Below are 25948 nucleotides of genomic sequence, written 5' to 3'. Positions count from 1 at the left end.
TTAAAGCCCCTTGTGTTGGGGCTTTTTTGTTTGTCGAGTTTATTGGCAAACAGCAGCAAATCAATCGCTGGGCTTTATGCCCTTTTTTTATATCTGGAGAATTCTAGTTTGGCAAAATTTGAGCAAAAACTAACTGAAATGCTTCGTCCATCGGTCGAACAACTTGGCAAAGACTTATTAGGTATTGAGTTTATCAGTGCAGGTAAGCATTCCACGCTGCGTTTGTTTATAGATACAGAAAACGGCATTACGGTTGATGATTGTGCAGAAGTGAGCCGTCAGGTGAGTGCAATATTGGACGTTGAAGATCCAATTAGTAGCGAATATAACCTAGAAGTATCATCTCCGGGCTTAGATAGACCTCTGTTTGATTTAGCCCATTTTGAAGCCGTCATCGGCGAAATCGTTGACGTGAAGTTGGGAATGCCTTTAAACGGCAGACGCAAATTCAAAGGTCAGCTAGAGGCAATTGAAGGGGAAACTTTAATTGTCGTTGTTGACGGAGAAGCTTTTGAATTGCCGCATAGTGCAGTTGATAAAGCGAATTTAGTTCCACAGTTTTAATTTATTGAGTATGTAGAAGGCTATAGAACATGAGTAAGGAAGTTTTACTGGTCGTAGATGCCGTATCAAACGAAAAAGCGGTGCCGCGCGAAAGCATTTTCCAAGCAATGGAAACGGCGCTAGAAACTGCGACAAAAAAGAAGTACGAAGGTGACATCAGTGTTCGTGTTTCAATCGACCGCAAAACCGGTGAATTCGACACTTTCCGTCGTTGGTTAGTCATTGACGACAACGAGCAGGAAATGGAGAACCCGTTTGCTGAAATCAGCTTAGCTGCAGCTCAATTTGAAGATCCAGAGCTAAATGTAGGCGACTATGTTGAAGAGCAAATCGAATCAGTTAAGTTTGATCGCATTACTACGCAAACTGCCAAGCAAGTTATCGTTCAGAAAGTACGTGAAGCTGAGCGTGCGTTAATTGTAGAAGCATATCAAGACCAAGTGGGTGAGCTTATTACTGGCGTGGTCAAAAAGGCTAACCGCGACAGTGTTATTCTTGACCTAGGTAACAACGCAGAAGCTATTGTGTACCGTGATGACATGCTTCCACGTGAAGTGTTCCGTCCGGGTGACCGTATTCGTGGTCTTCTTTATGCAATCAAGCCAGAGGCACGTGGCGCACAATTATTTGTGAGCCGCACAAAACCTGAAATGCTTATTGAGCTTTTCCGTGTTGAAGTACCAGAGATTGGCGAAGAAATGCTTGAAATCAAAGGTGCTGCTCGCGATCCAGGCTCTCGTGCAAAGATTGCAGTTAAGAGTAATGATAAGCGTATCGACCCTGTTGGCGCATGCGTAGGTATGCGTGGCTCTCGTGTACAAGCGGTATCAGGCGAGCTTGGTGGTGAGCGTGTTGATATCGTGTTATTCGATGATAACCCTGCACAATTTGTTATTAACGCCATGGCTCCTGCAGAAGTTGCTTCAATCATCGTTGATGAAGATAAGCGCACAATGGATATTGCTGTAGAAGAAGGCAACTTAGCAATGGCAATTGGTCGCAATGGTCAAAACATTCGTTTAGCGAGTCAGTTAACTGGCTGGGAATTAAACGTAATGACTGTTGATGACATGAATGAGAAACATCAGGCGGAAAATGACAAGGTATTAAACCTATTCACAGAGAAGCTTGATATCGACGATGAATTTGCAACAGTGCTTGTTGACGAAGGTTTCACGTCTCTAGAAGAAATCGCGTACGTTCCTGTCAATGAATTACTCGATATTGATGGTATGGACGAAGATATTGTTAATGAGCTTCGTGAACGAGCTAAAGCTGCGCTAACAACTCAAGCACTAGCAAGTGAAGAGTCGCTTGAAGATGCAGAACCTGCTGAAGACCTACTAGCACTTGAAGGTTTAGAACGTCACCTTGCATTTGTTTTAGCAAGCAAGGGTGTTATCACGCTAGAAGATTTAGCGGAGCAAGGTGTCGATGACCTTGTTGAAATTGAAGAAATTGATGAAACCAGAGCGGGTGAGCTAATTATGGCTGCTCGTAATATTTGTTGGTTTAATGAAGAATAGTAAGGCCGGGAGAATTAAATAGATGGCAGATGTAACAGTAGAAGAACTTGCCAGTGAAGTAGGCACTCCGGTAGATCGTTTAATCAGCCAGTTTGAAGAAACTGGTGTGAAGAAAAGTGCTCAAGACACGGTAACTGAATCAGAAAAAGAAGCGTTGCTTACTTATCTACGTAAACAACACGGTGATGATTCAGACGGTCAACCTAGCAAAATGACATTGAGTCGTAAAAAGAAAACGACTTTGTCTGTAGGTAGTGGCTCAAAGGCAAAACAAGTTCAAGTAGAAGTACGTAAAAAGCGTACTTACGTAAAACGTAGCGAGCTAGAAGAACAACAAATCGCTGAAGCAGCGGCCAAAGCGGAAGAAGAAGCTGCGGCTAAAGCAGAAGAAGCTAAGGCTGCAGCAGAAGCGGAAGCAAAAGCTAAAGCAGAAGCGGAAGCAGCGGCTAAGGCAAAAGCAGAAGCTGACGCAAAAGCCAAAGCTGAAGCAGATGCAAAAGCAAAAGAAGCAGCCAAAGCAAAGGCGGAAGAAATTGAAAAAGCGAAAGCTTCAATGACGCCAGAAGAAAAAGCTGAAGCTGATGAAGCTGAGCGTATTCGTCTAGCTGCAGAAAAAGAAGCGGCGCAGAAAGCGGAAGAAGAAGCTAAAGCAGCAGCAGAAGCTGCACGTAAGTTAGCGGAAGAAAACGAAGCGCGCTGGAAAGCAGAAGAAGCTGAGCGTAAAGCACATGAAAACGATGTTGTTCATGTCACGTCTTCTGTTTATGCACAAGAAGCTGAAGATCAGGTTGATGCTCAAGATGAAGGTGGCGGTCGTCGTCGCAAGAAGAAAAAGCAACAAGACAAGCCTGTTAAAATGGGTAAAGGTAAGAAGAAAACGTTATCTGCACCTCAAAGCTTGAAGCATGGCTTCCAAAAGCCAGTTGAAACAAAGAACAAAGAAGTTCGCATTGGTGAAACAATTTCGGTTGCAGACCTAGCTAACAAGATGGCTGTTAAAGGTGCAGAAGTTGTTAAAGTGATGTTCAAAATGGGCGCAATGGCAACTATCAACCAAGTGATTGACCAAGAAACTGCAGCATTAGTGGCTGAAGAAATGGGTCGAGAGGTTGTGCTTGTTAAAGAAAATGCGCTTGAGGAAGCGGTATTATCTGATCGCGGTGATGCAGGTGAAGCGGTAACTCGCGCGCCAGTAGTAACAATTATGGGTCACGTTGACCATGGTAAAACATCACTACTAGATTACATTCGTGAAGCGAAAGTAGCGGCAGGCGAAGCAGGTGGTATTACTCAGCACATTGGTGCATACCATGTGGAAACTGACGGCGGCATGGTAACTTTCTTAGATACCCCTGGTCACGCGGCATTCACGGCAATGCGCTCTCGCGGTGCTAAAGCGACTGATATTGTTATTATCGTTGTTGCTGCTGATGATGGTGTAATGCCTCAAACAATTGAAGCTATTCAGCATGCGAAAGCAGCAGAAGCACCAATTGTTATCGCGGTTAACAAAATGGATAAAGAAACGGCTGATCCAGATCGCGTTAAGACTGAGCTTTCTCAACACGATATCATCCCAGAAGACTGGGGTGGTGACGTACAATTTGTTCACGTGTCTGCGAAAACCGGTTTAGGTATTGATGAACTTCTTGATGCTGTACTGCTTCAATCAGAGGTATTAGAGCTTACAGCAGTTGTTGATAAGATGGCTAACGGTGTTGTTGTTGAATCTAAACTTGATAAAGGTCGTGGTCCAGTAGCGACTGTTCTTGTTCAAGAAGGTACATTGAAGCAAGGCGATATCGTACTGTGTGGCCTTGAGTACGGTCGTGTTCGTGCGATGCGTGATGAGCTAGGTCGTCAAATCAAGACAGCTGGCCCTTCAATTCCTGTAGAAATTTTAGGTCTTTCCGGTGTTCCTCAATCAGGTGATGAAGCTACTGTTGTTAAAGATGAGAAGAAAGCGCGTGAAGTGGCACTATACCGTCAAGGTAAGTTCCGTGATGTGAAGCTAGCTCGTCAACAGAAAGCTAAGCTTGAGAATATGTTCTCTGATATGGCTGAAGGCGATGTATCAGAAGTTAACGTGGTACTTAAGTCTGACGTACAAGGTTCACTAGAAGCGATTTCTGATGCGCTTGTGAAATTATCGACTGACGAAGTAAAAGTGAAAATCATTGGTTCAGGTGTAGGTGGTATAACTGAGACTGATGCGTCACTTGCTGCTGCATCAAATGCGATTGTTGTTGGTTTCAACGTTCGTGCTGATGCGTCTGCGCGTAAAGTTATCGAAAGCGAAGGTGTAGATTTACGTTACTACAGCGTTATCTACGACTTAATCGACGAAGTTAAGCAAGCAATGAGCGGTTTACTTGCGCCAGAATTCAAGCAAGAAATTATTGGTCTTGCTGAAGTACGTGACGTATTTAAGTCACCGAAACTTGGTGCTATTGCTGGTTGTATGGTTACTGAAGGTCTTATCAAGCGTAACAACCCAATTCGCGTATTACGTGAAAATGTTGTTATTTACGAAGGTGAACTAGAGTCACTTCGTCGCTTCAAAGATGACGTTCAAGAGGTTCGTAACGGTACTGAATGTGGTATTGGTGTTAAGAACTACAACGACGTTAAAGTTGGTGACCAAATCGAAGTATTTGAGACAGTTGAGGTGAAGAGAACGCTTTAAGCGCTCACCACGACAGACTCATCTGAGTAAATTTAAATGGGGGCTTTGCCCCCGTTTTTATCTCAATTGAAAAATATTTAGGAGTATCTATGAGCAGAGAATTTTCTCGTACTGACCGAGTTGCTCAGGAAATTCAAAAAGAAGTAGCCACTATAATTCAGCGTGAAGTGAAAGATCCACGCTTAGGTATGGTGACAGTGAATGCCGTTGAAGTAACCAGAGATTTGGCTTACGCGAAAGTATTTGTCACATTCTTCACACTTGAAGGTCAAAGTGAAGAAGAGTCAGTCAAAATTCTCAATGAAGCAGCAGGTTTCATTAGAACGCTACTGGCTAAACGCATTAAAGCGCGCATTATGCCCGAGCTGAGATTTGTATATGACAAGTCACTTGCAGAAGGTGTACGAATGACAAACTTGGTGAACCAAGCCGTAGCTGAAGACGAGCGCCGTGCTGGTAAATCTGAAGATGATGAGGACGCTTAGTTAATGGCTAGACGTCGTAAAGGCCGCCCAGTCAACGGTATTGTACTACTGGATAAGCCATTAGAAATATCATCAAATAGCGCAGTTCAGCAGGTTAAACGCTTGTATTTCGCACAAAAAGCAGGGCATACAGGTGCACTAGATCCGTTGGCAACAGGCATGCTTCCTGTTTGTTTAGGTGAAGGTACAAAGTTTTCTCAGTTTCTTTTAGATACGGATAAAACCTATGTTGTTACTGCTAAGCTCGGTATTCGTACAACGACAAGTGACGCTGATGGTGATGTTGTTAGTGAAAAGCCCGTAGATATATCTGAAGAGGTATTGATGGCTGCACTTGATAAGTTCCGTGGTAAGTCACAACAAGTACCTTCCATGTATTCAGCGCTAAAGTACCAAGGGCAACCGTTATACAAATACGCACGAGAAGGCATTGAAGTACCGCGAGAAGCACGTGATATTGAAGTTTTTAATCTAGAAGTTTTGCGCTATGAGGGTGATGAAGTCGATTTAGAACTTCACGTTTCAAAAGGGACATATATTCGCACTATCGTTGACGACTTAGGAGAGTTGTTAGGTTGTGGTGCACATGTCAGCATGCTACGACGTATCAGTGTTGGTCATTATCCTCGTGATAAAATGGTGACGCTTGAAGCGCTTGAAGAGTTACTGCACAAAGCAAAATCAGAAGACACGTTGCCATCTACGTATTTGGATAATGTATTGCTTCCAATGGAAACCGCCTTAGAAGGTATGCCTTCCGTTGAAGTGGATATGGCCAGTGTTCAATATCTGAGACACGGTAATCCAGTACAAGCATCTGGCGCTCCAGCAGATGGTTTTGTTCAAGTTTACGATGAACTAGGTGAATTCTTAGGTGTTGGCCAAATCAATGATGATGGCTTAGTTGCGCCCAAACGCATTGTGGTTGTGCCAGAAGAAAGCTAGCGCAACTTGCAAAAGTAGGGCGAGTCGCTATAATACGCGCTCGCTAGAACGTCTTGCTGGTTTAGTGTTCGGCTAGACGCGATTTTTATACACTAAAATATATAAGGTATTTATTATGTCTTTATCAACTGAGCAAAAAGCAGCTATCGTTGCTGAATATGCAGTTAAAGAAGGTGACACTGGTTCTCCAGAAGTACAGGTTGCATTGTTAACTACACAAATCAACCATCTACAAGGTCACTTTAAAGAGCACATCCATGATCACCACTCACGTCGTGGTCTTTTACGCATGGTTAGCCAACGTCGTAAGCTTCTAGATTACTTGAAGCGTAAAGATGTTGAGCGTTACACTGCTCTTATCGGTAAGCTTGGTTTACGTCGTTAATCCAATGCTTATCAGAAAAAAGGCGCTGTTTAGCGCCTTTTTTTGTGCTTAAAAGGTTGTATCGACTTTACCTTGCTTCCTCTAGGTTTAGCCATAATTCCTCTCTGTCTAGGGGCGTAAGTGGTGAAAGTTTTGTGTTCGTTAGCCTTATCACATGGCGCCCTTCCTTAGCTGTTTTCTCGACTTGCTCACCATAGCTCGCCATAAACAAGCGCTGTAATTCCCCGCTAGTATGCAAGTATTCGAGCCCTGCTTTGATGTCAGCTGCTAATTCATTGTCGCCTTTTCTGACGTAGTAGTAATATGCTGTAGGGTAGTGGATAAGGATGTGCTTATCCTTTGCTATATCAAAATGATTAAATTGTTCAATATTCCGATCGACCTCTACTATGGAGCGAGGGAAATAATCGAATCGCTGCTGGTGTAGCATCGCATAAAGGCCGGCATAGTCGGTTCCTTTAGAAACTCTAATGCCATTACTCTCTAATACTTGTGTGTCTGACCAAGTATGAAATTGCCCAGCAACAAGGGACGTGAATGAAATAATATCAGATACATGCGCAAATAGTTCTGCGTTTTTTTCATGCACTAAGGGGATTCGCCAGCCATGTAACCCCTTAAGAAGAGGAAACCTGATAGGCTGATACTTTGATTCTCGCTCGGGAGTAGAACCCCCCATAACGATATCTATGCCTTCATTGTTAGCCATTTTTTCATATGCCCGACCTTTTGGTAAATCTTCACCATAGGGGCGAATGAGATATTTGTTCGTATTTGGTGGCGTATTGAATACCGCATTCAACAATAAAATAATGTAATCATTTCGCTCGTGGCCAGGGTAGACAATCGTTCTTTTCTCTTCGGCTTTACATACCGATACCGCGATAAAAAATAGAACTGAAAAATTTGCAACTGTGCGCGTTATCATGTCATAGCACCATCATTAAAAAGGCGAATCAATCGTCGTGTTTTTCACTATAACACCTGCTTTTTTGTAGCCCAACTGCCGGCACTCGTTGTAAATTTTTGTTGAAATATCGCCTGAATATATTTTTTTGTGACAATCCTGTTTTAATTTGCATTCGCCCTAGTATTAACGTGCTTTGTCGTTATAATTAGCGTGCAAATTAAAGTAAAGAAAGTAGAGCTAATTTAAATAGGTAAATTAGTGTCTTAAATAAGGAATGAAATAAATGTTTACTCCGGTAACAAAAACATTTGAATACGGTCAACATACCGTAACATTAGAAACGGGCGTTATCGCTCGTCAAGCAACAGCTGCCGTGATGGCATCAATGGATGATACTAGTGTGTTGGTGTCAGTTGTTGCTAAGAAAGAAGCTGTTGAAGGTCAAGACTTTTTCCCATTAACAGTTAACTATCAAGAAAAAACATATGCAGCGGGTAAAATCCCAGGTGGTTTTTTCAAGCGTGAAGGTCGCCCTTCAGAAGAAGAAACACTTATTGCGCGTTTAATTGACCGTCCAATTCGCCCGTTATTCCCAGAAGGGTTTACTAACGAAGTTCAGGTTATTATTACGGTTGTTTCTGCTAACCCAGAAATTTCACCAGATATCATTTCATTGTTAGGTACATCTGCAGCGTTAGCGATTACAGGTACACCTTTCAACGGCCCAGTGGGTGCTGCTCGTGTTGGTTACAAAGACGGCCAATACTTATTAAACCCTTTACAGTCTGAATTAGAATCTAGCCAATTAGACCTAGTGGTAGCAGGCACAGAATCAGCGGTATTAATGGTTGAGTCAGAAGCAGAAGTGCTTTCTGAAGAAGTCATGCTTGGTGCTGTTGTATACGGCCATGAGCAATCTCAAGCCGCTATCAAAGCGATTCAAGAGTTCGCTTCAGAAGTAAATACACCATCTTGGAACTGGGAAGCACCAGTTAAGAATGCAGCGTTAATTGCTAAAATTGCTGAGCTTTCTGAAAGCCAAGTTAATGAAGCTTATCAAATTACTGAAAAAGCGGCACGTTACGAAAAAGTAGCTGAAATTCGCAATGAAGTGGTTGAGAAATTACTCGCTGAAGATGCAGAACTAAATGTTCAAGAAGCAAAAGATTTATTCCACGATCTAGAAAAATCAGTAGTACGTGGTCGTATTACACAAGGTCACCCGCGCATTGATGGCCGTGATCCTGAAATGGTTCGTGCACTTGACGTGATGACAGGCGTACTACCAAGAACTCACGGTAGTGCAGTGTTTACACGTGGTGAAACGCAAGCATTAGTAACGGCAACGTTAGGTACACAGCGTGATGCACAACGTGTAGAAACTATTCTTGGTGAGAAGACTGACAACTTCATGTTGCACTACAACTTCCCTCCATACTCAGTAGGTGAAACTGGCTTTATTGGTTCGCCTAAGCGTCGTGAAATTGGTCATGGTCGTTTGGCGAAGCGTGGTATCTTAGCCGTTATGCCAACGATTGAAGAATTCCCGTACGCAGTGCGTGTAGTATCTGAAATTACAGAATCAAACGGTTCATCGTCAATGGCTTCTGTTTGTGGTACTTCTTTAGCGCTTATGGATGCTGGTGTGCCAATTAAAGATTCTGTTGCTGGTATTGCGATGGGTCTTGTTAAAGAAGGCGACAGCCACGTAGTACTTTCTGACATCTTAGGTGACGAGGATCACCTAGGTGATATGGACTTTAAAGTAGCAGGTACAACTAACGGTATTACTGCACTTCAAATGGATATCAAAATTGAAGGTATTACTCAGGATATTATGCAGACTGCGCTTAACCAAGCGAAAGCTGCACGTATTCACATCTTAAGTGTCATGGACCAAGCAATTAGTTCAGCACGTGATGATATCTCTGAATTTGCTCCGCGTATCCACACAATGAAGATCTCAGAAGATAAGATTCGTGACGTTATCGGTAAAGGTGGCGCTACAATCCGTCAACTTACTGAGGAAACGGGTACGACGATTGAGATTGAAGACGACGGTACAGTTAAAATTGCAGCGACTGATGGTAAACAAGCTGAAGATGCAATTAACCGCATCAAAGCACTAACGGCTGAAATCGAAGTGGGTACAATTTACACTGGTAAAGTGGTTCGTATTGTTGACTTCGGTGCATTCGTTAATGTTCTACCAGGTAAAGACGGCTTAGTTCACATCTCTCAAATCTCTGAAGAGCGTGTAAATGCGGTTGCTGACGTACTAAGCGAAGGTCAAGAAGTGACGGTGAAAGTACTTGAAGTAGACCGTCAAGGTCGCGTTCGTTTGAGCATGAAAGAAGCGGTTGAAAAGCCGGCTGAAGAAGCAGCACCAGAAGCGGCTGCTGAAAGCTCTGAAGACTAATCAGTCTGAATGAAATAAAGGGAGCCAAAAGGCTCCCTTTTTTATATACTCGACAAATACGCACTTTTCCTTGCATTTTTCTTGAGGCATTTTCGTTAGTGATCAAATTATCTCACCTGTGTGCGATGGGTGTTCTACTGCTAGCACAGGGCTGCGCCACAACTTCATCGACTCAATCATCCCTTGGTAATTTAGTTATTGCTGAGCCATTACCAATTAACTATAAAAGTGAAATAGCGCTAGCGCGTTTAACTGAAGTGATTCAACGTGCTGAGATCAATGACATGCAGAAAGCTCAGCTTTACTATGATCGCGGTGTTGTTTACGACTCTGTGGGCTTAAGAAATTTGGCTCGCTTAGACTTTAATCGAGCTCTTCGGTTAAAGCCCGATCTTGTTGATGCATATAACTTTTTAGGTATTCATTTCACGCAAATGCAAGAGTTTAATCAAGCTTATGATCAGTTTGATTCTGCAATTGACCTTCAGCCAAATCATGAGTTCGCCTATTTAAACAGGGGAATAGCGCTTTATTACGGCGGCAGACCACAGTTGGCTGTTGACGATTTTGAAGTGTTTTTGAGCAAGCAGGAAAATGACCCTTACCGCGTGTTGTGGCTCTACCTAGCTGAGCAGTCAGTAGACAAACAAGCTGCGTTGGCTAAGTTAAAAGAGCGTGCTGTTGCGGTTAATGACGCTGTATGGGCGAAGCAAATAATTTCACTGTATTTAGGCGAATTATCACAAGATAAATTTATTGATAATCTGACAAATGATGTGAGTTCAAATAAAGAACTGACAGACAGACTATGTGAGGCATATTTCTATCTTGGAAAGTACGCGCAAGCTAATGCCAATGATAAAGTTGCTATCAATTTCTTTAAATTAGCGTTGAGCACCAATGTTTACGAGTTTGTTGAGCATAGGTACGCTAAATTAGAATTAGACCTAGCGCGACAAGCGGCTGAGCAGTTCTAACGTTCGTTATGTTCATTCGGGTTACGGTTGTATTGAGCTTGTTGCTGGTATTGGCAACAAGCTCTTTTTCGTTTGAGCGATACATTAATAGTGTTGCCTCGCCCTCTGATAATCTTGTCTGGTTTGCGTTAAAACATAACGCGCCATCAGCTCATCAATTTGTGGTAGAGCGCTTTCCTATTGAGTCGAACGCTTGGTTCAATAGTGCAAAATTTGTAGCAATATCTGACGCAGATATCGCTAATCAGCTTGCGCAAATATATGAACAAAAAGGTGATTATCAAAACGCTGTTTCATATTGGCAGCAGTCCATTATGCTTGGCAATGATGAGTCTGTTTACGAATTAGCGTCCTTTTATTATCTACAAGAGAAGTACGATGTAGCCTGGCAACTATTAGCTAAAGCGCGTTTAGACAACATAAATGAAAATAAGCAATGGCTGATGGCAAGGGCTTCACTAGCTGTAGGCTCGGAGTTATCGTCAATTGTTAGCCAGAACGATCGTTACCTCAATAAGTTTTCCCTATTTGGCTATGCACCTGAAGCGATTGTTCCTGCCAAAGTTATGAATCGTTGCGAACATAGCATAACCTTAGTAGCAGGCAACTATGAAGATTTACGCCACTGGCAGCATATTAAAGCCGCTTATGATAATAGCCCTTTAGCTGAGCAAGTGTGTGTAAAAGCAATTCAGTATATTCCACTGCTTGATTTGGTGTGTGAGCATGATATTGAAAAGGCTATTCAATGTAGTGAAAGTTTTTGGAAAAAATGGGCACACCTGATTACATCTAAATATATTGCTGTATTGAGGCCAAAAGGAGGGGCTAATGTACATTTTGGTATTTTATACCTAGACAGGACAGACACAGCACAGGTTTTCCAACATGAGGTTGCTCATTTGGTTGGCTTCGCTGATGAATATACGTTGTCCGCGACTCATAACATTTGTAATGGGGGGATTGATAAAATACACATTAATTTTTCTTTGTTGGCGCGCAAGGACATTAACGGCAATATGGTTACACTGAAGAACGCACAAAAAGTACCTTGGTTTAAAGCAATGAGAAATGAAGGGCTTGCTGTACGCGATTCCTATCCTATTGGAGAGGCTCTAACAGAACAAGGATTAGGGTTTTTCATAAGCGAGACATGTTCAGCGAATAAGGAAAATATTGCACTAAAACCACTTAGGGAAAGAGGGTTTATGCGAAACTACAATTTGCCAGTCCCAGACCAGTATCTTACGCTGTTGGACCAAAGCGAAGAAACGAGCTTAATGCCCCCATTTACCTACAACATTGCTTTGGCTTTGTATCAAGAAGGGAAAGTTGAGCAGGCGAAGGAGTGGCTAGTAACATCTGCTACCTTTTTTCAATCGCCTGATATACAAACTAAAACGCTCAGAGGCGGATTTTAGTTTTCACCTGCTAAATTAATGTCTTGCTCGTTATCTAGTGAAACTGCGGGTTCTACCGTGAGTTTTTTAATCGGTTTCCGTGCTGCTAATAGAGGTTCTCTAACTTGTGCAATTGGCCACATTGATTGATTTAATTGTCTAGACTTCATTCTTTTAGTGCTGGTGTGATGTACATCAGAGGCGTTATGAAACCACGAAAATAATGCCATTCTTATCATCCTTATTTTAGCTTGCTATAGGTATAGTCTACAAAATGGAAAAATAACAACGCGCGCGATACTTTTTTCCTGAATTGGGCGCAAATGGTAGGTTATAATTGTGGAAGTTTTATTGCCCTTTTATGTCATTTAATTGATGAAAATATTCAGTGTAAATACCTTTAGAAATCAATTTCCTATATTTTCTAATGATAGCCCAAATCGCCATATAATCTATTTTGATAACGCAGCGACAACGCAAAAGCCGAGTGACGTTATTACAGCTGAATCTCTGTATTATCAGTCAATAAATGCCAATGTGCACAGAGCCTCACATCAACTCAGTGCTCTAGCGACAGAGAAATTTGAAGCGGCAAGGTTATCAGCGCAGTGTTTTATCAATGCAAACTCATGTGCAGAGGTTATTTGGACCAAAGGAACTACTGAGGGCATTAATATCGTTGCAAGTAGTTGGGGAATGGATAATTTAACTGCAGGTGATGAAATTTTGCTTTCTCATAGTGAGCATCATGCCAATATCGTTCCCTGGCAGCAGGTTGCGGAACAAACAGGTGCTTTAATAAAGGTGATGCCATTAAATACTGCCGGAGAGATTGACCTTAACGTTGCTAAGACTTTAATTTCGTCACGAACCAAAATGGTTAGCTTCGCAATGGTGTCTAACGTTGTTGGTAAACATAACCCTGTCACCGAACTGATAGCGCTTGCAAAAAGTGTGAATGCAAAAGTTTTGTTAGATGCTGCTCAAGTGGTAGCACATCAAAAAGTGGATGTTAGAGCGCTTGATTGTGACTTTTTGGTGTTTTCAGCGCATAAAATGTTTGGCCCAACAGGTGTGGGAGTGCTCTACGGCAAAGCTGAGCTGCTAAACAAGATGTCACCCTATCAGTTTGGTGGTGAAATGATTAAAAAAGTGAGCTTTTCTGGTACTAGTTTTGGAGAGCTCCCTTTTAAATTTGAACCCGGTACACCCAATATTGCAGGCGTCGTGGCTATGGCGAAAGCTATTGAAACGGTTGAGACGTTAATCGCTTCAGGCGGTTTAAGTCATGAGCAAATCTTATTGAATCGAATGCATTCAGGGTTAAGTCAGATTCCCCAAATTAATCTGATATTTGATGGAGTACCTAGTGTGCCGGTATTTTCATTTACGGTAACAGACCATCATCATCAAGACTTAGCGAGTTACCTAGACGCCCATAACGTCGCGTGTCGGGCAGGGCATCATTGTGCAATGCCATTGATGGAATATTTGGGCCTCAGCGGTTGTGTGCGTTTATCCCTTTCTCCCTACAATACATTGGAGGAGGTAGACGCTACACTCTCTTTAATTAAAGGCTTTTTTAACGCTGAAACTCCAGATGAGCAGAAAGCACAAACTCCAAACGCGTCGCAATCTGTCATTGATAAGTTCTCTGACGCAAGAGGATGGGACGGGCGTCATCGCATTATTATGCTCTTGGGAAAAGAGTTAAAAAGAATGCCCAAAGAAGAGAGATCGAACGAGCTGCTTATAGATGGATGTGAGAGTGCAGCTTGGTTAAAAGCAACGAATAAGAATGGAGTTTGGCATTTCTCAGCAGACAGTGATGCCAAGGTTATACGCGGTTTACTGGTGATTATTCTTGCGGTTTATCAACATCAAACGAGTGATTTTATTCGGTCTTTTGATATTGATAGCTATTTTGAAGAGCTTGGGCTAATGCAACAGCTCAGCCCGTCTCGTGGCAACGGTGTTGTTGCCATTGTAAACCGTATTAAGCAATCAACAGCAGGCTAACTGAGTTTTTTTCGCAGTAGTTTGTCAATGGCGCGGCCTGTCGCGAAGAAAGCAAAAGTCGCAGTAACATGTGTTGCCGCGCCAAAGCCACTTGTACAGTCTAACTTTATTGCGCCATCTTGCGTTTGCTTTGCATGGCAGACATTACCTTCCGCATCCGGATAGACTAGCTGTTGTGTTGAAAACACTGCATCTATGGCAAATTTTCTCTTAGTATTGCGTGGAAAATTGTACTGACGTCGCAATTGGTTGCGAACTTTCGCAAGCAGGGGGTCTTGATAAGTCTGGCTTAAATCTGTGATTTGAATTTGACTCGGATCCGTCTGCCCACCAGCTCCGCCAATAGTAATCAATGGAATCTTGTTACGCTTACAGTGGGCAATTAACGCCGCTTTTACTGGAACTGAATCGATTGCATCAATGACGTAGTCGAATTCTTTGCTTATGAGAGAAGCGATATTTTCAAGCGTGATAAAGTCTTCAACTTCATTGACTTGGCATTCAGGGTTGATTTGCTGAATACGTGCAGACATGACATCGACTTTACTTTCACCGACGGTGTCAGTCATTGCATGTATTTGACGATTGATATTGGTCGTACAAATGTCGTCTAAGTCTATCAGCGTAATAGAGCCCACGCCGGTTCGTGCGAGCGACTCTGCCGCCCACGAGCCAACACCACCAATTCCAATGACGCAGAAAGACGCATTTTTGATAACTTCTGCACCTTGAACGCCATATAGCCGCGCTATACCGCCAAATCTTAGATCGTATTCCGACATACTACTTACATGTTGAGATTAAAAAGCGGCGGCATTTTAGCAAATTTCAATGGTACGTGTAGAAAATATTAGTGCGCGCCGTGCAATAAGCACGTTCTGTACTTTTTGCGTTTGCCGATGGCTTTGCGCTCACTAAGAAGTTGTTTTCGCCATTGAATTACTTTCTGGTCAAAGTAGATACAAAATATAGCCATCATTATGAATAAAACAGGGGCAGTAATCAGCGCGTACTGGGTATCTAGCGCGATATAAAAAGGTGACAAAGCAATAGCACTAAGGCCAAGTAGAGTAAGTAACAACTGAACAATACAAAATAGCGAAAGTAAATTTTTCATTGGACACCTCCGTGAAAGTTAAGGCTATGTTAGTAGTTGCGTGGCTGGTTAAATAGTGGCATATTTGCCATCAAAGATGTCAAAAGTGACGGTTCTGATGATGAGAATTGCGGTTTTAGCGACAAATGGATGTATGGTGTCTGCGGTATACGGCGTGTTAGATGCGGTCTACGCGGCTAATTACTGTATTGATAAGCGATATGGACCAGAGTCAAATAAAAAAATAGATTGCCATATAGTAACCGTCAATGACAAACCAGTATTTGGTTACAATGGCATCCAAATTAGTCCGACTAAACCAATTGGAGCGGATTTTAAACCTGACATAGTGATTGTTTCTGCGACAGTAGAGGTTATCGTTGATTGTTGTGGCGACGACATTCAACTCGAGCACAAAGAAGAAATTAAAGCATGGCTAACTCAACTTAAAGCAGAGGGCACAATCATATCTAGCTTCTGTACGGGCAGTTTTTTGCTTGCATCAGCGGGTTTATTGGCAGGGAAAACTGCGACCACACATTGGCGTAGTGCTGATTTATTTAGACGAATATTTCCATATGTAAGACTTGATATAGATCGCTTGTTGATTGATAACGAAGACATAATCTGTTCTGGTGGCTCAATGTCTTATATCGATATGGTGCTATATATCATCGAAAAATATATTGGTCGCGAAATTGCGTCCGATACCGCAAAACTAATTGTTTTTGACCCAGTAAGGGAGCGCCAGTCGCCTTATGAAACCTTTAAAGCGCAGAAAAAGCATGAAGACCAAGCAGTGCTCAAGGCCCAAGAATGGCTAGAGTCACATTTCCATAAAGACGTTTCAATGGAGGAACTTGCAGAGCAAGTGGGTTTGGGGTCTCGTACGTTCAAGCGCCGCTTCAAGCTAGCTACGGGTGAAAATCCATTGAATTATCTACAACGAATTCGTATTGAAACAGCAAAACAACGTCTAGAGAAAACTACAGATAGCATCAACAAGATCATTTGGTCGGTTGGATATGAAGACGTTTCGAGTTTTAGACAGCTTTTTAAGCGATTTACTGGGCTAACGCCTAAAGACTATCGCCAAAAATTTGCCTAGTTTTAGAACAATTTATTCATACTTAGGCAAATCTACTTTAAAAATCGTGGCTTTTTCGTCAATGATATCAAAAGAAATGTTGCCATTTTGCGCCTCAACCATCAGTTTGGCCGAATACCCACCCAGTCCTGAGCCTTTTTTGTTATCTCCAGTGGCGTATTTATCAAAAAGATTATCCCTTAAATGAAGTGGCACAGCGCCTTGATTGATACAAGTGAATTGAATACTAAGGGCAGTTTCCTTCAAAGAAACGTTGATTTCGGTATTTTCAGGAGCGGCTTCTACAGCATTTTTCAATAAGTTATTAAATATTGATATACAAAGCAGAGGTTCTGCACTCGCAATCATAGGCTTTTCAAGGCCAATAGACTTAATTTGAATGTCCTTTTTCACGCCATCTACCATACAAGCGTTAATAGCGTCGCTCACCAAAGGTGATAAATCGGTTTTTACGGGTGATAATGTGTAAGTACCTTGCTCAATTTTAAACAATTCGAGTGAGCGATTAATCATACTGATAACATTGTTTACTGTCGTTTTTATTGCGGAAGCAGTATTAGGCTCATTAATTTTATCCGCATGAAAGAGAATGCTAGCTAGCGGACCTTTTAAATCGTGCTGAGTAATTTTCTCCATATCTTCTCGAAGCTTTGCTGTCTCTTCTAAAGTATGTACTTGTTCTGCAAGCTGCTCTTGATTTTGCTTGAGTGTAATATGTGTTTGTACGCGCGCTAGAAGTACATCGCCTTGCAGCGGCTTTGTAATGTAATCTACAGCGCCTACAGAAAAGCCTTTTGTAATATCTGCTACTTCAGATTTTGCCGTTAAAAATATAACCGGAATTTTGTCGCTCTTATTGTTGCTCTTAATTGCTTGACATACTTGGTACCCATCCATCTCAGGCATCATGATATCGAGCAGTATTAAGTCAATATTCTTGTATTGGCTATTGATTAGTTGAAGTGCTTGTCGACCACTTTTCGCCGCAATAATCCGATAAATACCGCGCAAATAACCTGCAGCAACGTCGATGTTACTTGATTCATCATCGACAATGAGTACCGTCGGTTGACTATGTTTTCTATTGCTTGGTGTGTGAATTTGGCTTTCTTCGGATTGCTTTTCTTCTACCTTGAACATCGGCTCTTTAGTTATTTCTAGCAGGGTCGAGAGCAAAGTACGTTTATTGAAAGGCTTTTGTATGACACGATTTCGTCGCTTTTTCAGGAACGATAAATCGCCAAGTAATCGGTCTGATGGCTGCATGACAATAGCAGCCATTTTGTCGAGCTCTTTGAGTTCAGAAAGTTGGCGAAAGAGCACCTGGATAGACATATCCATTAAATTATCGCCACAAATAATCAGGTCGGCAGGGTAGAGCTCTAAATAGTCGAGTGCATCGCGTCCGTTCTCTATTCCTGCAATTGATGACTTCTTCAAGCCGCAACTGAGCAGTATTTTGGCAATAGCTTCGCGAATCAAACGACTATCATCAACGATAAGAACTTTCTTTAACAAGTTGAAAACCCAATAATTCTTTTTATTTAATTAGATTAAAGCATATAAAAGAAGTTTTGCATTGTATAGCGTTAGTTTGCATAAAAAATAGGCATAAAAAAAGCAGCATAAATGCTGCTTTTTCTAACACTAGAAAACGATTATCTGTTTTTTAATGGTGTGAAGTCACGGTTGATTTCACCAGTATACTTCTGACGTGGGCGACCGATTTTTTGGCCTGGTTGAGATAGCATCTCGTCCCAGTGTGCACACCAACCAACGGTACGTGACATTGCAAAAATTACAGTGAACATACTTGTTGGGATACCTATTGCTTTTAGAATGATGCCTGAGTAGAAATCTACGTTAGGGTAAAGCTTCTTCTCAATGAAGTAAGGATCTTCTAACGCTACTTTTTCTAACGCCATTGCTACGTCTAGTAGTGGGTCGTTGATACCAAGCTCTTGCAGAACTTCATGACATGTTTCGCGCATTACTGTCGCACGAGGGTCAAAGTTCTTGTATACACGGTGACCAAAGCCCATTAAACGGAATGGATCGTTCTTGTCTTTTGCTTTCGCAACGAACTCGTCAACGCGCGATACGTCGCCAATTTCTTCTAGCATCGTAAGACATGCTTCGTTAGCACCACCGTGAGCAGGGCCCCATAAAGATGCAACACCAGCTGCGATACATGCATATGGGTTAGCACCAGAAGAACCAGCTAAACGTACTGTCGATGTTGACGCATTTTGCTCATGGTCAGCGTGAAGTGTGAAGATACGATCCATTGCTTTAGCTAGCGTAGGACTTACTTTGTATTCTTCTGCTGGAACAGAGAACATCATGTGTAAAAAGTTCTCTGCAAACGTTAAATCGTTACGTGGGTAAACGAACGGTTGACCGATGCTGTATTTGTAAGCCATAGCCGCAATAGTAGGCATTTTTGCTACTAGACGGTGCGCACAACGCATACGTTGTTCTGGATCAGTAATGTCTAAGTCACTGTGATAGAAAGAAGACATTGCACCAACAACGCCACAAAGCATAGCCATTGGGTGAGCGTCAGGTAAGAAACCTTGGAAGAATTGCACTAATTTTTCGTGAACCATTGTGTGGTTCGTGATGATGTTTTTGAATTCTTCGTATTCTTTCTTGCTTGGCGCGTGGCCATTTAGAAGGATGAAACACACTTCTAAATAATCTGCTTCTTTTGCTAACGCGTCAATTGGGTAGCCGCGATGCTGAAGGATACCTTTACCACCGTCGATAAAAGTAATAGCTGATTCACAAGAAGCTGTTGCTAAGAAGCCTGGATCGTAGGTGAAGTAGCCAGATGCACCTAATGTGCGGATGTCGATTACGTCGTTACCAGCGCTACCAGAAACTACTGGCAATTCGGCAACTTCTTTACCGTCAATACTAAGAGAGGCTTTTGAGTCAGCCATATGTTTTATCCCCTATAATTTTTTCGACTGATTAAAAAATGACTAGTTAATCAGTTTTTCTGAATATAAAACTGCGGGTATTCTACTTCAAAGTGACCCCATAAAGTCAATTCAAATGTGTGTTTGAATTGACTAAAGTCTAATGGTAATCCGTAAAGTAGATTAAAAATTAATCGCAACTCGTTAAAATGGAACGAAAATTGTAATTATCCTAGTTGAACTATATAATCATGTAGATCTTTATTTCGTCGTGCAATCGTATGCAATGCGGCGGCGAATTAAATATTCGTTGGGGGGTTGCTCATACGCAAACTTCATGAGTAACAATAAAAAAAGTTGAAGGCTCTCAGAGCTCTTTAGGCATCAATCGTGAAAAAAGAACGTCCTGTAAATCTAGACCTGACTACAATAAAGATGCACCCTGCTGCTAATGCATCCATCATGCACCGTATTTCTGGTGTGATTATGGTGTTTGCTATTGGTATTTTATTGTGGACACTTTCATTATCCTTATCTTCTGCGGAAGGGTTCGCCAACGTCAAAGCAATGCTTGACGGCGCATTCTTTAAACTAATCATTATCGGTATTTCTGCAGCAATTCTTTACCACTTACTTGGCGGTATTCGTCATCTTCTTATGGACTTAGGTCACTTCGAAGAAAAAGTATCTGGTAATGCCAGCGCTAAATTCATTATTGCGTTGTGGGTTGTATTAACAGCACTTGTAGGAGTTTGGTTATGGTAAATAACGCAGCAACTGTAGGCCGTAGCGGCGTACATGATTTTATCCTTTTGCGTGCAAGCGCGCTTGTCCTAGCGGCATTTACTTTATTCATGTTCGGTTACTTCCTGTTAACACCAGAAGTAACGTATGAAGCATGGAAAGGTTTGTTTTCGAATCTTTGCATGAAAGTATTTACACTCGTTTCTTTATTTGCATTGTTAATCCATGCTTGGATTGGTATCTGGCAGGTACTGTCTGACTACATTAAACCAGCGTTTTTACGCGGTGCTTTGCAATTTTTGTTCTCTGTAACCTTACTAGCATATTTTGTTGCTGGTTTTCTAATTGTATGGGGTGTGTAAGTGAGCGTTCCAGTACGTGAATTTGACGCCATTGTAATTGGCGCAGGCGGCGCGGGTATGCGCGCGGCATTAGCTATTTCAGAATCAGGCCAGTCTTGTGCGCTGATTTCTAAAGTTTTCCCAACTCGTTCTCACACAGTATCTGCTCAAGGTGGTATTACTGTAGCGCTAGGTAATGCGCACGAAGATAACTGGGAATTCCACATGTATGACACGGTAAAAGGTTCTGATTACATTGGTGATCAGGATGCTATCGAGTACATGTGTAAAACAGGTCCTGAAGCGATTATCGAAATGGAAAACATGGGCTTACCTTTCTCTCGTACAGAAGAAGGTAAAGTATACCAACGTCCTTTCGGTGGTCAGTCAAAGAATTTTGGTGGTGAGCAGGCGGCGCGTACAGCAGCTGCAGCTGACCGTACAGGTCACGCATTGCTTCACTGCTTGTACCAACAAAACGTTAAAAACAAAACGAACGTTTATTCAGAGTGGTACGCACTAGATCTTGTTAAAAACGATGACGGCAACGTGGTTGGTTGTACAGCAATCTGTATTGAAACAGGTGAAGTAGTTTACTTTAAAGCACGTGCAACGGTATTAGCAACGGGCGGTGCAGGTCGCATTTATGCATCAACAACGAATGCTCACATTAACACGGGTGACGGTGTTGGTATGTCACTTCGTGCTGGCGTTCAAATGCAAGACATGGAAATGTGGCAGTTCCACCCAACAGGTATTGCTGGCGCTGGTACGCTTGTAACCGAAGGTTGTCGTGGTGAAGGTGGTTACCTTCTAAATAAAGATGGCGAACGTTTCATGGAACGTTATGCACCAAACGCTAAAGACTTAGCAGGTCGTGACGTTGTTGCTCGTTCAATGATGACGGAAATTCGTGAAGGCCGCGGCTGTGATCATCCGCAATATGGTCCGCACATCAAGCTTAAACTTGATCACTTAGGTGCAGAAACACTTAATCTTCGTCTTCCTGGCGTATGTGACTTATCGAAAACATTCGCTCACGTTGACCCTGCTGAAGAGCCAATCCCAGTAATCCCAACATGTCACTACCAAATGGGTGGTGTACCTTGTAATGTTAATGGTCAAGCAATTGAGTTTAATCCTGAAACAGGTGAAGACAAAATTATTGAAGGTCTATTTGCTGTAGGTGAGATTGCAAACGTATCTGTTCACGGTGCAAACCGTTTAGGTGGTAACTCGTTACTTGACCTTGTGGTATTTGGTCGAGCGGCTGGTAACTTCCTAGGTACATACCTAGCTGAAACTGAGAGTGGTCGTGACGCTGGTCAAGATAATATTGATGCAGCACTAGCACGCTATAACCGTTGGGAAAACTCAACAGGTGGCGAAGATCCATTCCAAATTCGTAAAGACTTACAACAATGTATGCAGCTTAACTTCTCGGTATTCCGTGAAGGTGAAGCAATGGCGCAAGGTATGAAAGAATTGACTGAAATTCGTGAGCGTCTACAAAATGCACACCTTTCAGATAAGTCTTCAGAGTTTAATACTCAGCGTATCGAGTGTCTTGAGTTAGACAACTTGATGGAAACGGCATACTGTACAGCTAAAGCGGCTAACTTCCGTACGGAATCTCGTGGTGCTCACTCTCGTGAAGATTTCTTAGAGCGTGATGATGAAAACTGGTTGTGTCACACAATTTACACGCCTAGCAACGAAGAAATGACTAAGCGTGACGTTAATATGAAGCCAGTTCACCGTGAAGCTTTCCCACCGAAAGTTCGTACATACTAAGGAGCCAGACAGATGAAACAGATTTTCTCTATCTATCGCTACAACCCTGATGTTGATAACGCTCCATACATGAAGGATTATGAACTGGAGATTCCTGAAGGTTCAGATATGATGGTGCTTGACGCACTTATTCTTCTGAAGGAACAAGATCCAACATTATCATTCCGTCGCTCATGCCGTGAAGGTGTATGTGGTTCTGATGGTTTGAACATGAATGGTAAAAATGGTCTTGCGTGTATTACGCCTTTGTCAGCGCTGAAAGCGACAAAGATTGTTTTACGCCCATTACCAGGTCTTCCTGTAATTCGCGACTTGATCATTGATATGTCGCAATTCTACAGTCAATACGAGAAGATTAAGCCGTACTTGATCAATGATGGTAAAGACCAACCAGCACGTGAGCATATTCAATCGCTTGAAGACCGTGATAAGTTAGACGGCTTATACGAGTGTATTTTATGTGCATGTTGCTCAACGTCTTGTCCGTCGTTCTGGTGGAACCCTGACAAGTTCATTGGTCCAGCAGGTCTACTTCACGCTTACCGCTTCTTAATTGATAGCCGTGATACGGCGACTGAAGAGCGTTTAGATAACTTACAAGATGCATACAGCGTATTCCGTTGTCATGGCATCATGAACTGTGTTGATGTTTGTCCGAAAGGATTAAACCCAACGAAAGCTATTGGCCATATTAAGTCAATGCTTTTACAAAGAGCCGTTTAATCGGAAGGGTGGGGCGTAAGTCCCACCCTGATTAAACTTTTTTATTGGTTGCTTTTACCTGGTAAAGGAACAGCTAATGCCCGAAGGTGTAATGAAGGCTTGGTTAGAGTCTTCCCATTTAAGCGGAGCTAACGCCGCTTATATTGAAGAACTATACGAACAATACTTAGAAAACTCACAATCTGTTTCAGACGAATGGCGTGCCGTTTTCGATACTCTCCCAAAAATTGAAGGTGCTGATGTTGAATATAAACACTCAGCGATTCGCGAAGAATTCAAAGAACTAGCAAAACAACCTGCTCGCAACGTTGTTGTTTCTGGTGGTTCTGATGCAAGACAAGTTAAAGTGTTGCAGCTTATCAATGCCTTTAGGTTCCGTGGTCACCAAAATGCCAATATCGACCCGCTCGGGTTGTGGAAGCGTGACAAAGTTAGAGACCTTCAATTATCTCATCACGACTTATCTGAGAATGATTTCGATAAAGAATTCAACGTAGGTTCTTTCGCTTCCGGTCAGGACACCATGAAACTAGGTGACCTGTATAAAGCATTGAAGAAAACATACTGTGGCTCAATCGGTGCAGAATACATGCACATGACGTCAACAGAAGAGAAGCGCTGGTTACAAGGTCGCTTAGAATCTGTTCAGTCACAAGGTCAGTTTTCAACTGCCGAAAAAGAAGAAATCCTTAAAGGTTTAATTGCAGCAGACGGTTTAGAAAAGTACTTAGGTGCTAAATTCCCTGGTGCTAAGCGTTTCTCACTTGAAGGTGGTGACTCGCTAATTCCAATGCTGAAAGAACTTATTACTCGCGCTGGCGCACATGGCACGAAAGAAGTTGTCATGGGTATGGCTCACCGTGGCCGTTTAAGTGTTCTTGTTAACGTGATGGGTAAAAACCCGTCAAAGTTATTCGATGAATTCGCTGGTAAGCATGACGACTTAGTTGGCTCTGGTGATGTTAAGTATCACATGGGTTACTCGTCTGACTTCGTAACGCCAGGCGGTAATGTCCATTTAGCATTAGCGTTTAACCCGTCTCACTTAGAAATCGTTAACCCGGTTGTTATGGGTTCAGTGCGCGCGCGTTTAGATCGTCGTGACTGTGATGCTGGTGACCTAGTGCTACCGATTACCATCCATGGTGACTCGGCAATTGCTGGCCAAGGTGTTGTTCAAGAAACCTTTAATATGTCGCAAGCACGTGCATTTAAGGTCGGCGGTTCAATTCGTATCGTGGTAAATAACCAAGTTGGTTTTACAACGTCAAACCCAGAAGATACGCGCAGTGGTGAGTACTGTACTGAAATCGCTAAGATGGTTCAGGCACCAATTTTCCACGTTAACGCTGATGACCCAGAAGCTGTTATTCTTGCAACACAAATTGCATTAGACTTCCGTAATAAGTTTAAGCGCGATGTGGTTATTGACTTGGTGTGTTACCGTCGCCATGGTCACAACGAAGCTGATGAGCCAAATGCAACGCAGCCGTTGATGTATCAGAAGATCAAAAAGCATCCTACACCTCGTCAAATTTACGCAGACAAGCTAAATACAGAAGGCTCAATTCCAGCGGCAAAAGCGGAAGAGTTAACAGCATACTACCGTAAGCTATTAGATGAAGGTCAATGTACTGTAGAGCAGTGGCGCCCAATGACTGAACATTCAGTAGATTGGACACCGTTCTTAGGTCACGAATGGGACGACGAATATCCTGGCGAAATGCCTGTCGAGAAGCTAAAAGCACTCGCAGATACTATTTCTACGTATCCAGAAGATCACCCGGTTCAATCTCGTGTGAAGAAAGTATACGACGACCGCAAGAAAATGGCGTCAGGCGAGAAATTACTCGACTGGGGTTTTGCAGAGAGCTTAGCGTATGCGTCAATCGTCGATGATGGCAATCGTGTCCGTATTACCGGACAAGATGCTGGCCGTGGTACCTTCTTCCACCGTCATGCGGTGCTTCATAACCAAAATGATGCTAGCACGTATTTACCGCTTCAAAATGTACGCGAAGGACAAGGTCCGTTCGACGTGCATGATTCAGTATTATCTGAAGTTTCAGTTTTAGCATTCGAATATGGCTACACCACAGCTGAGCCAAATGGTTTAACTATTTGGGAAGCACAATTTGGCGACTTCGCGAACTGTGCACAAGTGGTATTTGACCAATTCATTTCATCTGGTGAACAGAAGTGGGGCCGTTTATGTGGCTTAACGATGCTTCTTCCGCACGGCTATGAAGGCCAAGGTCCAGAGCATTCATCGGCTCGCTTAGAGCGCTTCTTGCAACTTTGTGCTGACCACAACATGCAAGTATGTGTTCCATCAACGCCGTCGCAAGTATTTAATATGCTTCGCCGCCAAGTGGTTCGCCCTATGCGTCGTCCACTAGTCGTCATGTCACCTAAGTCATTGTTACGTCATCCTTTAGCTGTATCATCTCTTGACGAACTAGCGTCGGGTGTATTCCACAATGTTATTGGTGAAGTTGATGAAGACATTAAACCAGAAAACGTTGAACGTGTCGTTTTCTGTAGCGGTAAAGTCTACTACGAGTTACTTGAGCAACGTCGTAAGAATGAACAGCACAATGTTGCCATCATTCGTGTAGAGCAACTATACCCATTCCCAGAGAAAGAGCTGGCTGCCGAAATTGAAAAATATCAGCATGTGAAGCAATTTGTTTGGTGTCAGGAAGAGCCTCAGAACCAAGGTGCGTGGTATTGCTCGCAGCACCATTTCCGTGCCGCTATCCCTGAAGGTACCTATTTGACTTATGCCGGTCGTAAGGCGTCTGCAGCGCCAGCGGTAGGTTATATGTCTGTCCATGTAAAAGAACAACAAGCGCTAGTCAATGATGCGCTTACTGTCGAATAGACACATTGTTGATTAAAA

22 protein-coding genes are annotated in these 25948 nt (G+C 42.6%); 16 read left to right on the top strand and 6 right to left on the bottom strand.

Features of this window, described 5'->3' with window-relative positions; translation table 11 throughout:
* The first annotated feature begins 108 nt into the window (after window positions 1-108).
* The 6 genes from rimP to rpsO all read left to right on the top strand — a co-directional run bounded on the left by rimP (window position 109) and on the right by rpsO (window position 6591).
* Window positions 109-564 carry a ribosome maturation factor RimP gene (gene rimP, locus ACFSJY_RS12905; RefSeq protein WP_386034893.1) on the top strand — a complete coding sequence of 152 codons (456 nt, stop codon included), beginning with the start codon at window positions 109-111 and terminating at the stop codon, window positions 562-564.
* A 29-nt stretch (window positions 565-593) separates the two neighbouring features.
* The gene (gene nusA, locus ACFSJY_RS12900) at window positions 594-2090 is read left to right on the top strand and encodes a transcription termination factor NusA (protein WP_386034891.1); all 1497 of its coding nucleotides are present in this window, start codon (window positions 594-596) and stop codon (window positions 2088-2090) included.
* Window positions 2091-2112: 22 nt separating this feature from the next.
* On the top strand, window positions 2113-4776 hold the full coding sequence (infB, locus tag ACFSJY_RS12895; RefSeq protein ID WP_386034889.1) for a translation initiation factor IF-2: 2664 nt from the start codon (window positions 2113-2115) through the stop codon (window positions 4774-4776).
* 89 nt (window positions 4777-4865) lie between these two features.
* Window positions 4866-5261, top strand: coding sequence for a 30S ribosome-binding factor RbfA (rbfA, locus tag ACFSJY_RS12890; protein ID WP_386034887.1), 396 nt, complete (start codon window positions 4866-4868; stop codon window positions 5259-5261).
* Between the two features lie 3 nt (window positions 5262-5264).
* Complete coding sequence (gene truB / locus ACFSJY_RS12885) at window positions 5265-6206, top strand: tRNA pseudouridine(55) synthase TruB (protein ID WP_386034885.1); 942 nt, start codon at window positions 5265-5267, stop codon at window positions 6204-6206.
* 115 nt (window positions 6207-6321) lie between these two features.
* Complete coding sequence (rpsO, locus tag ACFSJY_RS12880) at window positions 6322-6591, top strand: 30S ribosomal protein S15 (protein WP_386034883.1); 270 nt, start codon at window positions 6322-6324, stop codon at window positions 6589-6591.
* Window positions 6592-6658: 67 nt separating this feature from the next.
* Here rpsO and ACFSJY_RS12875 read toward each other — a convergent pair whose 3' ends face one another.
* Entirely contained in the window at window positions 6659-7519 is an 861-nt protein-coding gene (locus ACFSJY_RS12875; RefSeq protein ID WP_386034881.1) for a hypothetical protein, read from the bottom strand.
* A 265-nt stretch (window positions 7520-7784) separates the two neighbouring features.
* On the opposite strand from ACFSJY_RS12875, the gene pnp reads away from it, so the two are divergent.
* The 3 genes from pnp (at window position 7785) to ACFSJY_RS12860 (ending at window position 12318) form a co-directional block, all read left to right on the top strand.
* Complete coding sequence (pnp, locus tag ACFSJY_RS12870; protein ID WP_386034879.1) at window positions 7785-9920, top strand: polyribonucleotide nucleotidyltransferase; 2136 nt, start codon at window positions 7785-7787, stop codon at window positions 9918-9920.
* 98 nt (window positions 9921-10018) lie between these two features.
* On the top strand, window positions 10019-10897 hold the full coding sequence (nlpI, locus tag ACFSJY_RS12865; RefSeq protein ID WP_386034878.1) for a lipoprotein NlpI: 879 nt from the start codon (window positions 10019-10021) through the stop codon (window positions 10895-10897).
* Between the two features lie 8 nt (window positions 10898-10905).
* The gene (locus ACFSJY_RS12860) at window positions 10906-12318 is read left to right on the top strand and encodes a tetratricopeptide repeat protein (RefSeq protein WP_386034876.1); all 1413 of its coding nucleotides are present in this window, start codon (window positions 10906-10908) and stop codon (window positions 12316-12318) included.
* Here the strand turns inward: ACFSJY_RS12860 and ACFSJY_RS12855 are convergent.
* Window positions 12315-12527, bottom strand: a complete 213-nt coding sequence (locus ACFSJY_RS12855; RefSeq protein ID WP_386034874.1) for a hypothetical protein — start codon at window positions 12525-12527, stop codon at window positions 12315-12317. The two genes, ACFSJY_RS12860 and ACFSJY_RS12855, sit on opposite strands and share 4 nt — an antisense overlap.
* Window positions 12528-12672: 145 nt before the next feature.
* Here ACFSJY_RS12855 and ACFSJY_RS12850 point away from each other — a divergent pair, with 145 nt between their 5' ends.
* A complete protein-coding gene (locus ACFSJY_RS12850) occupies window positions 12673-14316 on the top strand; it encodes a SufS family cysteine desulfurase (RefSeq protein WP_386034871.1) in 1644 nt (547 codons plus the stop codon).
* Here the strand turns inward: ACFSJY_RS12850 and tcdA are convergent.
* Window positions 14313-15098, bottom strand: coding sequence for a tRNA cyclic N6-threonylcarbamoyladenosine(37) synthase TcdA (gene tcdA, locus ACFSJY_RS12845; RefSeq protein WP_386034869.1), 786 nt, complete (start codon window positions 15096-15098; stop codon window positions 14313-14315). The two genes, ACFSJY_RS12850 and tcdA, sit on opposite strands and share 4 nt — an antisense overlap.
* Before the next feature lie 68 nt (window positions 15099-15166).
* Window positions 15167-15433 carry a hypothetical protein gene (locus ACFSJY_RS12840; RefSeq protein ID WP_386034867.1) on the bottom strand — a complete coding sequence of 89 codons (267 nt, stop codon included), beginning with the start codon at window positions 15431-15433 and terminating at the stop codon, window positions 15167-15169.
* Between the two features lie 97 nt (window positions 15434-15530).
* Between ACFSJY_RS12840 and ACFSJY_RS12835 the strand changes: the two genes are divergently transcribed.
* Window positions 15531-16520 (top strand): GlxA family transcriptional regulator, encoded by a 990-nt coding sequence (locus ACFSJY_RS12835; RefSeq protein WP_386034865.1) that lies wholly within the window; start codon window positions 15531-15533, stop codon window positions 16518-16520.
* Window positions 16521-16532: 12 nt separating this feature from the next.
* On the opposite strand, the gene ACFSJY_RS12830 is transcribed toward ACFSJY_RS12835, so the two are convergent.
* Complete coding sequence (locus ACFSJY_RS12830; RefSeq protein WP_386034863.1) at window positions 16533-18038, bottom strand: response regulator; 1506 nt, start codon at window positions 18036-18038, stop codon at window positions 16533-16535.
* A gap of 140 nt (window positions 18039-18178) precedes the next feature.
* Window positions 18179-19465, bottom strand: coding sequence for a citrate synthase (locus ACFSJY_RS12825; RefSeq protein ID WP_386034861.1), 1287 nt, complete (start codon window positions 19463-19465; stop codon window positions 18179-18181).
* 369 nt (window positions 19466-19834) lie between these two features.
* On the opposite strand from ACFSJY_RS12825, the gene sdhC reads away from it, so the two are divergent.
* From sdhC to ACFSJY_RS12800, 5 genes are all read left to right on the top strand, one after another.
* Window positions 19835-20209, top strand: a complete 375-nt coding sequence (gene sdhC / locus ACFSJY_RS12820; RefSeq protein WP_386034859.1) for a succinate dehydrogenase, cytochrome b556 subunit — start codon at window positions 19835-19837, stop codon at window positions 20207-20209.
* Window positions 20203-20550: a succinate dehydrogenase, hydrophobic membrane anchor protein gene (sdhD, locus tag ACFSJY_RS12815; protein ID WP_386034857.1), complete on the top strand. Its 348-nt coding sequence runs from the start codon at window positions 20203-20205 to the stop codon at window positions 20548-20550. The genes sdhC and sdhD overlap by 7 nt, the downstream gene beginning before the upstream one ends.
* A complete protein-coding gene (gene sdhA / locus ACFSJY_RS12810; protein WP_386034855.1) occupies window positions 20551-22323 on the top strand; it encodes a succinate dehydrogenase flavoprotein subunit in 1773 nt (590 codons plus the stop codon). It begins immediately after the preceding gene.
* 12 nt (window positions 22324-22335) lie between these two features.
* Entirely contained in the window at window positions 22336-23046 is a 711-nt protein-coding gene (locus ACFSJY_RS12805) for a succinate dehydrogenase iron-sulfur subunit (RefSeq protein WP_386034853.1), read from the top strand.
* A gap of 76 nt (window positions 23047-23122) precedes the next feature.
* Window positions 23123-25930 carry a 2-oxoglutarate dehydrogenase E1 component gene (locus tag ACFSJY_RS12800; protein WP_386034851.1) on the top strand — a complete coding sequence of 936 codons (2808 nt, stop codon included), beginning with the start codon at window positions 23123-23125 and terminating at the stop codon, window positions 25928-25930.
* Window positions 25931-25948 lie beyond the last annotated feature (18 nt).

The sequence above is a fragment of the Thalassotalea euphylliae genome (genome assembly GCF_042682785.1).
Lineage (GTDB): Bacteria > Pseudomonadota > Gammaproteobacteria > Enterobacterales > Alteromonadaceae > Thalassotalea_F > Thalassotalea_F euphylliae.
This window is presented reverse-complemented; position numbering and strand designations above follow the sequence as displayed.